This is a genomic window from Xenorhabdus aichiensis, from assembly GCF_028598775.1.
Classification (GTDB): domain Bacteria; phylum Pseudomonadota; class Gammaproteobacteria; order Enterobacterales; family Enterobacteriaceae; genus Xenorhabdus; species Xenorhabdus bovienii.
Window position 1 is genome coordinate 17,801 of the sequence record NZ_JAQRFO010000037.1, and the last position, 14,067, is coordinate 31,867.

Annotated in this window: 10 protein-coding genes; 2 read left to right on the forward strand and 8 right to left on the reverse strand. The window is 45.4% G+C overall.

Translation table 11 applies throughout. The annotated features are described in order from the left end of the window. Positions 1 to 8: 8 nt before the first annotated feature. From rffG to trxA, 7 genes are all read right to left on the reverse strand, one after another. Positions 9 to 1,079 carry a dTDP-glucose 4,6-dehydratase gene (rffG, locus tag PSI22_RS15285; protein ID WP_273580496.1) on the reverse strand — a complete coding sequence of 357 codons (1,071 nt, stop codon included), beginning with the start codon at positions 1,077 to 1,079 and terminating at the stop codon, positions 9 to 11. Next, a complete protein-coding gene (wecC, locus tag PSI22_RS15290) occupies positions 1,076 to 2,338 on the reverse strand; it encodes a UDP-N-acetyl-D-mannosamine dehydrogenase (RefSeq protein WP_273580497.1) in 1,263 nt (420 codons plus the stop codon). Before wecC ends, rffG begins: the two co-directional genes overlap by 4 nt. Continuing rightward, complete coding sequence (gene wecB, locus PSI22_RS15295) at positions 2,335 to 3,465, reverse strand: non-hydrolyzing UDP-N-acetylglucosamine 2-epimerase (RefSeq protein WP_273580498.1); 1,131 nt, start codon at positions 3,463 to 3,465, stop codon at positions 2,335 to 2,337. The genes wecC and wecB overlap by 4 nt, the downstream gene beginning before the upstream one ends. A gap of 162 nt (positions 3,466 to 3,627) precedes the next feature. Next, a complete protein-coding gene (gene wzzE / locus PSI22_RS15300) occupies positions 3,628 to 4,683 on the reverse strand; it encodes an ECA polysaccharide chain length modulation protein (RefSeq protein ID WP_273580499.1) in 1,056 nt (351 codons plus the stop codon). Between the two features lie 32 nt (positions 4,684 to 4,715). After that, entirely contained in the window at positions 4,716 to 5,804 is a 1,089-nt protein-coding gene (gene wecA, locus PSI22_RS15305) for a UDP-N-acetylglucosamine--undecaprenyl-phosphate N-acetylglucosaminephosphotransferase (protein ID WP_273580500.1), read from the reverse strand. Between the two features lie 331 nt (positions 5,805 to 6,135). Continuing rightward, positions 6,136 to 7,395, reverse strand: a complete 1,260-nt coding sequence (gene rho / locus PSI22_RS15310; protein WP_012990443.1) for a transcription termination factor Rho — start codon at positions 7,393 to 7,395, stop codon at positions 6,136 to 6,138. Between the two features lie 683 nt (positions 7,396 to 8,078). Next, positions 8,079 to 8,405, reverse strand: a complete 327-nt coding sequence (gene trxA / locus PSI22_RS15315) for a thioredoxin TrxA (RefSeq protein ID WP_038192803.1) — start codon at positions 8,403 to 8,405, stop codon at positions 8,079 to 8,081. A gap of 135 nt (positions 8,406 to 8,540) precedes the next feature. On the opposite strand from trxA, the gene rhlB reads away from it, so the two are divergent. Both rhlB and gppA read left to right on the forward strand, forming a co-directional pair. Next, a complete protein-coding gene (gene rhlB, locus PSI22_RS15320) occupies positions 8,541 to 9,824 on the forward strand; it encodes an ATP-dependent RNA helicase RhlB (RefSeq protein WP_273580501.1) in 1,284 nt (427 codons plus the stop codon). A gap of 8 nt (positions 9,825 to 9,832) precedes the next feature. After that, positions 9,833 to 11,341, forward strand: a complete 1,509-nt coding sequence (gppA, locus tag PSI22_RS15325) for a guanosine-5'-triphosphate,3'-diphosphate diphosphatase (RefSeq protein WP_273580502.1) — start codon at positions 9,833 to 9,835, stop codon at positions 11,339 to 11,341. A gap of 47 nt (positions 11,342 to 11,388) precedes the next feature. Here the strand turns inward: gppA and rep are convergent, their stop codons facing one another. Then, the gene (gene rep / locus PSI22_RS15330) at positions 11,389 to 13,419 is read right to left on the reverse strand and encodes a DNA helicase Rep (protein ID WP_273580503.1); all 2,031 of its coding nucleotides are present in this window, start codon (positions 13,417 to 13,419) and stop codon (positions 11,389 to 11,391) included. Positions 13,420 to 14,067 lie beyond the last annotated feature (648 nt).

Genomic DNA, 14,067 nt, shown 5'->3' on the forward strand with positions numbered 1-14,067 from the left:
AGACAGGTTTATTCATTCGCCAGACCAAGACGTTCACCCGCATAAGAACCGTCCTGAACTCTCCGCCACCAAGTCTCATTCTCCAGATACCATTGCACGGTCTTGCGAATACCGGATTCGAAGGTTTCCTGCGGAGTCCAGCCCAATTCGCGCTCAATTTTCGCCGCATCAATGGCATAACGCATATCATGCCCCGGACGATCAGCCACATGAGTAATCAGGTCACGGTAACAGACAATACCTGCGGGTTTTACAGGACGCAGCTCTTCCAGCAGTTCACAGATGGTCTCTACGACATCAAGGTTTCTGCGCTCGTTATGACCACCAATGTTATAAGTTTCACCCGGTTCTGCCGTGGTAGCGACGAGATGCAGCGCACGCGCGTGGTCTTCTACATACAACCAGTCACGGATCTGCTCTCCCTTGCCATAGACAGGCAATGGCTTTCCTGCCAATGCATTCAAGATGATCAGAGGGATCAATTTTTCCGGAAAGTGATAAGGACCATAGTTATTCGAACAGTTGGTGATCACGGTCGGTAAGCCATAAGTACGACGCCAGGCCCTGACTAAATGGTCACTGGATGCTTTCGAAGCGGAATAAGGGCTACTTGGTGCATAAGGCGTAGTTTCTGTGAAGAAACCCTCATCGCCATACAAATCGCCATACACTTCATCAGTTGAAATGTGATGGAAACGGAATGCAGCCTGCTTTTCCTGATCCAGTTGCTGCCAGAATGCGCGGGATGCTTCCAGCAAAACATAGGTACCCATGATATTGGTTTCGATAAAGGCGGCAGGCCCATCAATGGAGCGATCCACATGGCTTTCGGCCGCAAGATGCATGACAGCATCCGGCTGGTACTGCTGAAATACACGATCTAATGCATCACGCTGGCAGATATCAACCTGCTCAAAGGCATAACGTGGATGATCGACCACCGATGACAGTGACTCAAGATTACCCGCATAAGTCAAACTATCAACAACAACAACGCTGTCTTCGGTATGATTGATAATATGGCGAACAACAGCAGAACCAATGAAGCCCGCACCACCCGTAATCAGAATACGTTTCAACGCCAAACTCCTTTTGTATCAACAACCCATTTTTGTTTTATTTCTCTGCCGGCAATTGCCTTGAACTGGCTGTGATCCACCAGCATCAAAACAACGTCAGCTTCATTCAATGCTTGTTGCATATCAACTAATTCCACACGATCTTTCAGCGAATTAGGCAATTCATGAACATTCGGCTCAACCGCCACAGTTTGACCAACATGCCACTGTGCCACCATCTTCGTGATATGAACAGCAGGGCTTTCCCGTAAGTCATCAATGTTCGGTTTAAAAGCCAGACCAAAACAGGCTATTTTAATTTCATCCGCCCGTTTACCGCTCTCCACCAGACAGTCCGCTACTGCGGCTTTCACTTGGTCAACCACCCAAAGCGGCTTGCCATCATTCACCAGACGCGCAGTATGAATCAAGCGAGATTGTGCCGGGTTCTGGGATACGATAAACCACGGATCTACCGCAATACAGTGCCCGCCTACGCCAGGGCCTGGTTGCAGGATATTGACGCGTGGATGACGGTTTGCCAGACTGATTAGTTCCCAGACATTGATCCCCTGTTCGGCGCAAATCAGAGAGAGCTCGTTGGCAAAGGCAATATTGACATCACGGAAACTGTTTTCAGTCAATTTGCACATTTCTGCCGTTTTAGCATTAGTAACAACGCATTCGCCTTCAAGGAAAATTTTGTACAGCTCGCTCGCCCTGCGGGACGATTTCAGTGTCATGCCGCCCACTACGCGATCGTTCTTGATCAATTCCACCATGACTTGACCCGGTAAAACACGCTCAGGACAGTACGCGATATCAATGTCTGCATTTTCGCCTGCCTGCTGTGGGAATAAGAGCTCAGGACGTGCCGCTGCCAGCCATTCTGCCATCTGTTCGGTCGCACCAACGGGAGAAGTGGATTCCAAAATGATCAAATCCCCTTTTTTCAAAACTGGCGCTATCGATTCTGCCGCAGAACGCACATAGGCCATGTCAGGCTCATGCTCGCCCTTAAACGGCGTTGGTACTGCAATCAGGAAAGCATCCGCAGGCTGCGGATAAGTCACGGCCTTCAGGTAACCGCCTTCAACAGCAGTTTTCACCACTTTGTCCAGATCAGGTTCAACAATATGAATCGCACCACGGTTAATTGTCTCTACCGCATGTTGGTTGACATCCACACCGATGACGTTTTTTTTGCGGGAAGCGAATGCCGCAGCAGTTGGCAAGCCGATATAACCAAGACCGATCACAGAAATTGTTTCAAAGCTCATAATGTCACCTGATTTTTCCTCAATGCTTCAAGAATTCGCTGGCAAGCCTGACCATCACCATAAGGGTTATGAGCGCGGCTCATTTGCTGATAAGCGATGTCATCCGTTAATAGGCGCGTGACTTCCTCAACGATGGTCTGCGTTTTTGTTCCCACCAGCCGCACTGTACCCGCATCAACGGCTTCTGGCCGCTCCGTGGTATCGCGCATAACCAGAACGGGTTTTCCTAGAGAAGGGGCTTCTTCCTGAATCCCACCAGAGTCTGTCAGAATCATGTAGGCATGATTCATTAAGTAGACAAATGGCAGATAGTCCTGTGGATTAATGAGAATAACGTTATCAATGTCATGCAGAATGCGTTTAACCGGCTCGCTCACATTCGGGTTTAAGTGAACAGGATAAACGACCTGAACTTCAGGGTGTGCTCTGGCTACCTGTGCTAACGCTTCACAAATACGCTCAAATCCGCCGCCAAAGCTCTCACGGCGGTGGCATGTCACCAGGATCATTTTTTTATTCGGGTCAATAAAGGGGTAAAGTTTAGCAAGCTGACCACTCAGCGCGTCATCACTCACAATGCGATCACGTACCCACAGCAGAGCGTCAATAACCGTATTGCCCGTCACAAAAATAGAGCTTCCGGCAATAGACTCTTTCAAGAGGTTATTTTGAGAATTTTCTGTCGGCGCAAAATGATACATCGCCAGATGACCTGCGATTTTACGGTTGGCCTCCTCCGGCCACGGGGAGTAAAGATCGCCGGTTCTCAAGCCCGCTTCGATATGGCCTACCGGAATGCGCTGATAGAAAGCGGCCAAGCTGGTCGCCATTGTGGTCGCAGTATCACCATGCACCAACACTACATCTGGTTTGAACTCTTCTAATACTGGCTTCATGCCTTCAAGGATACGACACGTGATATCCGTGAGATCCTGCCCTTTTTTCATGATATTGAGGTCAAAATCTGGCGTGATCTCAAACAAATTCAGTACTTGATCCAACATCTCCCGATGCTGTGCAGTCACACACACTTTTGCGTCAAAGGCAGCATCCTTGGCCAATGCGTGTACCAAAGGAGCCATTTTGATAGCTTCCGGCCGAGTACCAAACACAGTCAACACTTTCACAGTGACTCTCTTATTTTGTCAATCATTACTGATGCTTCCAGGAAAGGGCGTTTTTTACCGCCATTTCTATCCCTGCTTCCGATAAATGTGAATGTAGAATACAGACCATCGGAAACAGTCATTAATTTGTATTCCCCTGAATAAAACTTATTTGAGCTGATTTTATGTGTGCGAACGCCTTGTCAGCGCGACTCCAGCGCCAACCAACAGACCAATCGCTCCCCACATAATCATCATGAATACACGGCGGGGACTGTCTCGGTTGACAGGCACCTCAGGGGTTCTGAGGTAACGGTAGGTCTGGAAAGTATTTTGCAGAGTCGGGCCAACATTCAATGTAGCCAACATCGCTATGTTTTGATCATAATCGATGCTGTAATTAGGCCCAGTGACTTCCAAGGTTTCAATTTGTGATTGCAGCAATGGCGCTCCCATCATAAACATCTGGGATTCAGGTAATTCTTCAATGGGAATATCTGTTTGATTACGGTGGATGCCTTGTTTTTCAGCTATTTTCAATGATTGCTGCAAGACATTCAATTTGCGGCCGTACATCGCCTTGGCGACCATTTCCTGACGCTTGACCAGCGCTTTCATCGACTGGATACGGGTTGCCCACGCACCTTTAATCTCATTGTTCAGGTGAGTACTCGCACGTTGATTAGCAAACGCCATATACTCTCGCAGGAACTGATTGGCATTCACTGCCGTTTCTGCCGTCAATTTTATGACTTCATTCGGTAATTTTTTATCATCACGCCGTAACACTTGAATCGTATTAATTAACTCTTCCAGCAATACCGCATCTGCTTTCTCATTACCTTCCCTGTACTGTTTGTAATAATCAGACTGAAGCCAGAATTCGCGACGGGTATCATACGCCACCACCTGTGTTATGAATTCTTTGTATGCACCATCTGAAATAGTCGGCAGTTGTGCCTCTGGAGAGGCATTGATGTGGGTATCCAGATTGCGCAGAAATTGTTGTTGTGAATAATAACTCCCCAGATCATTGGTCGTCGGTAAATCCACAATAGCGGTTGCGCTCCATTTCTGCTGCATCAGGTACGATGCACCTAAAGCAACGGCAGCGAAAATCATTGCCAGTGCGATAATCCATATCTTTCCGCGCCACAGAGCATGACACAGTGCACGAATATCCAACTCATGCTCTATAACAGATTGATCCTGCTTAGATTTCGTTTCTGAGTTTATCACTGCCCAAAACCTCTTTGATAAGTCAAATGTTTTTAGTGATGGCTTACTGCCCGGCGCATACGACGCTTGCACCGTTTAATAAAACGGGCCACCCGCCATGCTCGTTTGATGCAATAGCCATACAACATAAATGCAAGCAAAAACAATGCCAACATGACCCACTCAGGCACAAAACTCAGTTGTTCACCAATGATCCCTATCGATGCCAATAAAGCAGCGGCCACGGTAATTAAGATAAATGCCTGACGGGAAGTGAAACCCGCACGCATGATCAAGTGGTGAATATGCTGGCGATCGGGCGAAAACGGACTCATACCCTTGCGCAGTCGGCGATACATAATTGCAACCATATCCATTAATGGGATCGCAATAATCCACAATGCAGTCACTGGATTAACCGAACTGTGTTCACCCTGAGTCGTTTCGGTCAGCAACCAGATAATGGTAAAGCCGATCAGAGTGCTTCCCGCATCTCCCATAAAAACTTTGAAGCGCGTCCCGAGTAGCCCCAGATTGAGAAGAATATAAGGTAATATCCCCGCGATAAACGCAAAACACCAAAATGCCAGTGCTGTATTACCGTTTGCATATAGCAAAATTCCCAATGCTCCGAAAGAAACACTGGACAGACCTCCCAATAAGCCATCAATCCCATCAACCATGTTAAAGGCGTTAATGGCAGCCCAGACAGCAAACAGAGTAACAACATAGCTGAATGGACCCAATGTCATTTCCCATGGGCCAAAAGCGCTGCCCAAACTTTCAATTTTGAGATCAGCAAAATACATCATGCTGATCCCAACCAGTGCCTGAATTGTTGCCCGAATTTTCACGCTGATATCAAAACGGTCATCTAACGCGCCGACAAAAACCAATATTCCCGCACAAGCCAGATATAACCATTTATGAGGTATAAATTCTTTTGTTATAGCAAAAGCAAAACAAACGCCAAAAAAGACAGAGATACCACCTACCAGAGGGATTAATCCATGATGGCACTTGCGGTAATTCGGCTTATCAACAAGGCCGATAATTTTTGCCACCTTGCGTGCCAGAAACAGAAACACGGATGAAAATATAAATATGCAAAAAATTTCGACACTCATACTGGGAATATTCACAATAACAACTCTCTGTAAAAATAATGATGGTTCATCTATTATTCATTGACTTATGGATGCTCCATTCGACACCAAATCCATAAGCTCCCTATTAAAAAGAAGACATTCTGCTATGTATAAAAATAAAGCAAATAGACAATGTAAGCTGTAGAGCGTGATTAATTATGGTTTCCTAAGCATTTGTAAATGGCTGTGCCCAGAAAACACTCACTTAATCTGATGAAAAAGATGCAAAATATGTACCATTTCAGGCGAACAAGTTAATCCCTTGATAAAAAAAACGCCACAAGAATGTGGCGTTTTGACGAAATGACTATTTATCATTTACAAACTATGAACGTTTCATAAAGTCGAAGAATTCTTCGTTTGTTTTTGTCATAGCCAGTTTGTTGATAAGGAATTCCATCGCATCAGCTTCGCCCATCGGATGGATGATTTTACGCAAGATCCACATTTTTTGCAGTTCATCCTGCGTAGTGAGCAATTCTTCTTTACGTGTACCAGAGCGGTTGTAGTCAATGGCAGGGAAGACGCGTTTTTCAGCGATCTTACGGGACAGGTGCAGTTCCATGTTACCTGTACCTTTAAATTCTTCGTAAATCACTTCGTCCATCTTGGAACCCGTATCAACCAGCGCAGTCGCGATGATGGTCAAGCTACCACCTTCTTCAACGTTACGGGCCGCACCAAAGAAACGCTTTGGACGATGCAGTGCATTAGCATCCACACCACCGGTCAGTACCTTACCGGAAGCAGGAACTACAGTGTTATACGCACGAGCCAGACGGGTAATGGAATCCAGCAGGATAATAACGTCTTTTTTGTGCTCAACCAGACGTTTTGCTTTTTCGATAACCATTTCAGCCACTTGTACGTGACGGGAAGCAGGTTCATCAAAGGTTGAAGCAATCACTTCACCTTTTACCAGACGCTGCATTTCAGTGACTTCTTCTGGACGTTCATCGATCAGCAAAACCATCAAGACGCAGTCTGGGTAGTTGTTGGCAATGTTAGCCGCAATGTTTTGCAGCAGCATGGTTTTACCCGCTTTTGGCGGAGCAACAATCAGGCCACGCTGACCACGGCCAATAGGTGCTGCCAAATCCAGAACACGGGCAGTCAAATCCTCAGTAGAACCATTGCCACGCTCCATGCGCAGACGATTGTTGGCATGAAGTGGAGTCAGGTTCTCAAACAGGATTTTATTACGGGCGTTTTCAGGCTTGTCAAAGTTAACTTCGTTAACCTTCAACAGGGCAAAATAGCGTTCACCTTCTTTTGGTGGGCGAATTTTACCTGAAATGGTATCACCAGTACGGAGGTTAAAACGGCGGATTTGGCTAGGAGAAACGTAGATATCATCGGGACCTGCAAGGTAGGAGCTGTCTCCGGAACGGAGGAAACCAAATCCATCCTGCAATATCTCCAGTACCCCATCTCCGAAAATATCTTCTCCACTCTTCGCATGCTGTTTGAGAATAGAAAAAATAATGTCTTGCTTGCGCATACGAGCCAGGTTTTCCAGCCCCATATTTTCGCCGAGAGTAATCAACTCAGATACCGGCGTATTCTTTAATTCGGTAAGATTCATAATGGTGGGTTCTTTAACTCGGGGTATATCTCGAACTATGAACGTGAATGGTATGGCAGCGTTATCGGTGCCTGTTTATTTGTACCAGAAACGAATAAAACCTTTTAACATATTAACTAATATTACAAGGCAATAGTTTGAAGTACTCAGATTGATTTCAAAATAAGGCTGACAAACTGTCAAAACACGGCTGAGATAATAGTAACGAAACGTGGTTAATTTCAAATATAAGAACTATCTCATCATAAAAACTATCTTATCGTAAGCATTATCTCAGTGTGAGTACTGTCTCAGTAAACACAACTTCAGCAAATACTATCTCAATAACGATTGAGATATAAAAAAGCGCGACATAAAGATGCTTAACATAGAGACGCTGTCAGCACCAAGCTATATACCGAATGATTCCCGTATATATGCTCTCAAATACTTTGCCAAATGCGATATGCCATCAGATACTTCAGATGAACCAGAGATAACAGATTTATCAGACACTACAGATTGTTTAGTATGTAACACGCTTAATGTCAATTCTTTATATAAATTGAAGAATCCACTGATGCAATGCTTCATACAAGCACATGACTGCTAACTTACCACGCTTCGTTGCAGACGTCTAGCGGTCAGTAAGATAAATCACTTTATCCGCTAAACGCCCGTGATTACTGTGATCAGACTCTAAATTAGATATGTGAGTCTAAAAACGCTTTCAGTTGCGTTTTTGACAAAGCACCTACTTGCGTTGCGGCCTTTTCACCATCTTTAAACAAGATCAGTGTTGGAATACCGCGAATACCATGAGCTTTTGGTGCTTGCTCGTGATCATCAACGTTCAGTTTGGCAACTGTCAGCTTGCCTGCGTATTCTTCGGAAACTTCGTCCAAAATAGGGGCAATCATTTTACAGGGACCACACCATTCAGCCCAGAATTCGACGAGAACGGCGCCTTTTACGTTTAATTTTTTTGCATCAAAATCCGCATCAGCCAAATGGATGATACGATCACTTATAATCTTCTCGTTCATTATTTTTGCTCCAAAGTAAAATTTTTTACGGTCCCAGTGTACATTAACCAACATAAACGTGTCTTTATTTCAGCGGATACACTTTCTTAAAGCAATAGTTAACTGATATTCTACCACACTATGAGCAAAACACATTTGACAGAAAAGAAGTTTTCCGACTTCGCATTGCACCCCAAGGTCATTGAAGCCCTTGATAAAAAGGGCTTTTCCAACTGCACGCCAATACAGGCGCTAACTTTGCCTTTTACTGTCGAAGGCCGAGATGTTGCGGGGCAGGCACAAACCGGAACGGGCAAGACGCTAGCATTTCTGACGTCTACTTTTCATTATTTACTGACCCATCCTGCTGCGGCAGATCACAAAACTAATCAGCCAAGGGCGCTGATTATGGCCCCCACCCGCGAATTAGCCGTCCAGATTTACTCTGACGCGGAGGAGTTGGCAGAAGCCACGGGACTGAAAATGGGGCTCGCCTACGGTGGCGACGGCTATGATAAGCAGCTTAAGGTTCTGGAATCTGGCGTCGATATCGTGATTGGCACAACCGGTCGTTTAATCGATTACACCAAACAAGGATATGTCAATCTTAATGCGGTTCAGGTTGTGGTACTGGATGAAGCAGATCGCATGTATGATTTGGGCTTTATCAAAGATATCCGCTGGCTGTTCCGCCGGATGCCTGTTGCCGCTCAGCGAATGAATCTGCTGTTTTCCGCTACCCTGTCTTATCGAGTGCGTGAACTCGCCTTTGAACAGATGAATAGCCCTGAATATGTGGAAGTGGAACCCTTGCAGAAAACGGGGCATCGCATTCAGGAAGAGCTGTTTTATCCTTCCAATGAAGAAAAGATGCGTCTGTTACAGACCCTGCTGGAAGAAGAGTGGCCCGATCGCTGCATCATTTTTGCCAATACCAAACACCGCTGCGAAGATATCTGGGCACATCTGGCTGCCGATGGGCATCGTGTTGGTCTGCTGACAGGTGATGTTGCGCAGAAAAAACGACTGCGTATTCTGGAAGAGTTCAGTCTGGGAAATCTGGATATTCTAGTCGCCACTGATGTTGCTGCCCGCGGTCTGCATATTCCTTTTGTAACCCATGTATTTAACTATGACCTGCCGGACGACTGTGAGGATTACGTCCACCGCATTGGCCGCACGGGTCGCGCAGGAGAAAGCGGGCATTCAATCAGTCTGGCATGTGAAGAGTACGCTCTGAATCTACCGTCGATCGAAGAGTATATCCAGCATCAGATCCCTGTAAGCAAATATAACAGTGATGCACTGCTGATGGATTTACCTGTACCCAAGCGCCGTAACCGCGCTCGTTCAGGAGGACACCCACGGCGCACCAATATGTCGCGCCGTGGAAATCCAACTCGCAACCGTAAACATCCAGGCTGAATAATACTATGCTGAGTTCTTCTTCGCTCTATGCCGCTATCGATTTAGGCTCAAACAGTTTTCACATGCTGGTTGTCCGTGAAGTGTCTGGTAGCATTCAAGTGGTCACCCGCATCAAGCGCAAGGTCAGGCTGGCCACCGGGTTGGATAAAAATAATCATTTATCACAACAGGCAATGGAGCGGGGATGGCAGTGCCTTCGCCTATTTTCCGAATATTTACAGGATATCCCTGCCTCGCAGATCCGCGTTGTCGCTACGGCAACATTGCGATTGGCTGTAAATTCGGCTGATTTTGTCGGGAAAGCCTCTGAAATATTGGGGAGTCCAGTCAAAGTCATCAGTGGTGAAGAAGAAGCTCAGCTGATTTATCAAGGTGTTGCCCACACGACAGGTGGGTCTGAAAAGCGTCTTGTGGTGGATATTGGTGGTGGCAGTACAGAATTGGTCACAGGCACCGGAGCAAAAGCCAATCAGTTGTTCAGCCTTGAAGTGGGCTGCGTCACTTGGCTGGAGCGCTACTTCAATGATCGCAGCCTGACAGAAGAAAACTTTGCACAGGCAGAATCCGCTGCCCACCATATTCTCGCCCCTATCACCACGACCCTGCTTAAGCAGGGTTGGCAGATTTGTGTTGGTGCCTCCGGTACAGTACAGGCGTTGCAGGAAATCATGATTGCACAGGGGATGGATGAACTTATCACCCTGCCGAAGCTACAACAGCTTAAATACAAGGCGATTGAGTGCGGCAAGCTGGAAGAGCTTGAAATCGACGGGCTGACATTAGAACGGGCATTAGTTTTCCCTAGCGGGCTGGCAATTTTAATTGCCATCTTTCAGGCACTGAACATCGAAAGCATGATCCTTGCGGGAGGCGCACTGCGTGAGGGGCTGGTTTATGGGATGCTGGATTTACCCATTGAGCAGGATATCCGTACAAGAACTCTGTGCAATATTCAACACCGTTTTCAACTGGATATTGAACAAGCTCTGCGCGTCAAGCAACTGGCCGAACATTTTTGTCAGCAGGTCGCCACGGCATGGAATCTGGATGCACGATGTCGCGAGTTGTTGACCAGCGCCTGTCTACTTCATGAAATCGGCCTGTGTGTCGATTTTCGCCAAGGCCCGGCTCACTCAGCGTATCTCATCAGTCATTTGGATCTTCCCGGTTATACCCCCGCTCAAAAACGATTGCTGGCAACGCTGTTGAACAATCAAAGCGGTTCTGTCGATCTGGCCTCACTCAGTCAGCAAAATGCCTTGCCACCGTTACAGGCACAGCGATTATGCCGCTTGTTGCGTCTGGCCATTATTTTTGCCAGCCGTCGGCGAGACGATATTTTACCGGCCTTGCGGCTGCGGGTTGAAAATGAGACGCTCACCATCATCCTGCCCTATCAATGGCAAATGCAGCATCCACTCAGGGCTGAAGCCTTACATCAGGAAATCCAGTGGCAAAGTTATATTCAGTGGACATTGTTCCTTGAAGAGCAGAATAACTCCCATCTCGGATAATCTACCTATCCCTGTATTCAACGCGAATACAGGGTATTCATCCGATTTTATTTTCCGCTGTTTTTCTGACCAAGCCCCAAACGGGATTTGATATCGGCAAGACGCGATTGCCCTTGCTTCATTCGATCTTCTGCACTGATCATCTTTTTGCCTCTCGGCCAGTGCAAATCATCCTGCGGCAACTCCAGCAAGAATCGACTCGGTTCAGGCCGAATCAGCTCACCATACTGACGACGCTCTTTGCTGAGGGTAAAAAATAGCTCCCGTCGTGCTCGGGTAATCCCGACATAAGCCAGACGTCGCTCTTCATCGATATTATCTTCATCAATGCTGCTTTGATGCGGCAACAAACCTTCTTCCATACCCACCAGAAAAACATAAGGGAACTCTAGCCCCTTGGATGCATGCAATGTCATCAGCTGAACCTGATCCAATTCCTCATCGTCCTCCCCACGTTCCAGCATGTCTCGCAGGGTAAAACGCGCCACAACTTGCGACAGCGTCATCGGTTCATTCAGGTCATCCCCTTCAAACATTTCACTCATCCAAGTAAAAAGCTGATTGACGTTTTTCATCCGCATTTCAGCCGCTTTTGGGCTAGGTGACGTTTCATACAGCCAGCTTTCATAGTCCATACCGCGCAGCAAATCCCGCACCGCCAGCAATGGCTCACGCTCGGTCTGGCGGGAAATTTCATCCATCCAGTGGGTAAAGTGCTGTAGGGCAGCCAACCCGCGCCCTGTCAGACTCTGCTCCAGACCGAGATCGAAACTGGCGTGATACAAGCTTTTGTTACGCTGATTCGCCCACTCGCCCAATTTTTGGATTGTCACCGCGCCGATTTCTCGGCGTGGGGTATTGACGATTCGTAGAAATGCACTGTCATCGTCGGGATTGGTCAACACCCGCAGATAAGAGAGTAAGTCCTTTATTTCAGGGCGGGAAAAGAATGAAGTTCCCCCAGAAATGCGATAAGGAATACGGTTTTGCATCAGCATTTTTTCAAAAATACGAGACTGGTGATTGCCTCTATATAGAATGGCGTAATCTTTATATTCGGTTTTATTAATAAAGTGATGAGCAATCAATTCTCCCACTACTCGCTCCGCTTCATGATCTTCATTATTCGCTTCAATCACCCTGAGCAGATCACCATAGCCCAGTTCTGAAAACAGTTTCTTCTCAAATACATGGGGATTATTGGCAATCAGAATATTCGCGGCCTTCAATATCCGCCCTGATGAACGATAATTCTGTTCCAGTTTGATCACGTTCAATTGAGGAAAATCCTCATTCAGCAGAATCAAGTTTTGTGGGCGAGCACCACGCCATGAATAGATGGATTGATCATCATCACCCACTACGGTAAAACGCGCCCGATTGCCCACCAATAGTTTCACCAATTGATACTGGCTGGTGTTGGTATCCTGATATTCATCCACCAGCAGATAACGAATTTTATTTTGCCAACGTTCCCGAACCTCTTCATTCTGCATTAACAGCAATGTAGGTTTGGTAATCAGGTCATCAAAGTCGAGAACGTTGCAACTGTTCAAATGCAGATCATAACGGCGATAACACTCCGCAAATTGATGCTCCTGCGCCGAACGAGCCTGCCTAATCACCTGCTCTGGTGACATCAGATCATTTTTCCAGTTGGAAATGCTGGAGCTCAGTTTTTGCAGTAGATCCTTATCTTCCTCCAGCAAATCCGCCGTCAGATCTTTCAGCAATACCCTTTGATCCTGATCATCGAACAACGAGAAGTTACTCTTCATGCCCAGCGCTTTGTATTCACGCTTGATGATTTCCAGACCCAGAGTATGGAAAGTCGAAATCATCAACCCTCTGGTTTCCTTGCGCCCCAAAGTCTGCGCGACACGCTCTTTCATTTCCCGTGCCGCCTTGTTGGTGAAAGTCACTGCGGCGATATGACGCGCCTGATAACCGCAGGCACGGATCAGGTGGGCAATTTTATTGGTGATCACTCTGGTCTTGCCAGAGCCTGCACCTGCCAGAACCAGACAAGGCCCTGTGACAAATTCAACCGCTTGTTGTTGACTAGGATTTAATCGCATACTCTTTAGAGGGTTATATCAGGATAAACATCGAGGGTAAGAAGTGTAGCAGAAAGGAGGTTTCCTTTACATAAATTGGTTATCGCGAGATAAAATAATTAAGTCATTCTATTTTTTAACCCTAATTTATATGAAAATTGTTTTTAAAATTATATTGAAATAAAAAAATAAACATTTTTCATAATAAACCATTAACAAATTAAATATTGATTTTTATTATTAACTTAATAAAGTCACATGAGCTAAAATAGAATATTTACAGATACTTCTCATACATAAATACGCACCAGTCTTTTTTAAAATTATTTATTCTATTTCAGTAACTATATTATTAAGAAAAAATAAATTTTTACGACATTCTGTTTGCATTAATATTAATAAACACTAACCATAACCTTAACGATAACAATTTATATCCTATTGTTATTTAACATTTATTATTTAACATTTATTATTTAACATCCGTACATATTAGCGAAAAAACATCCTGATTATATATTATTCACTACCTTGTCAAATCATGATAATAAATATTTATTTCAATGTTTTTATTTAAAAATCAATAAATTAATTAATACAAAAAATTTTATATTTATTAACAATTTTAATTAGTCATGTGATCATTATTATTTATAATTTAATTTTGTG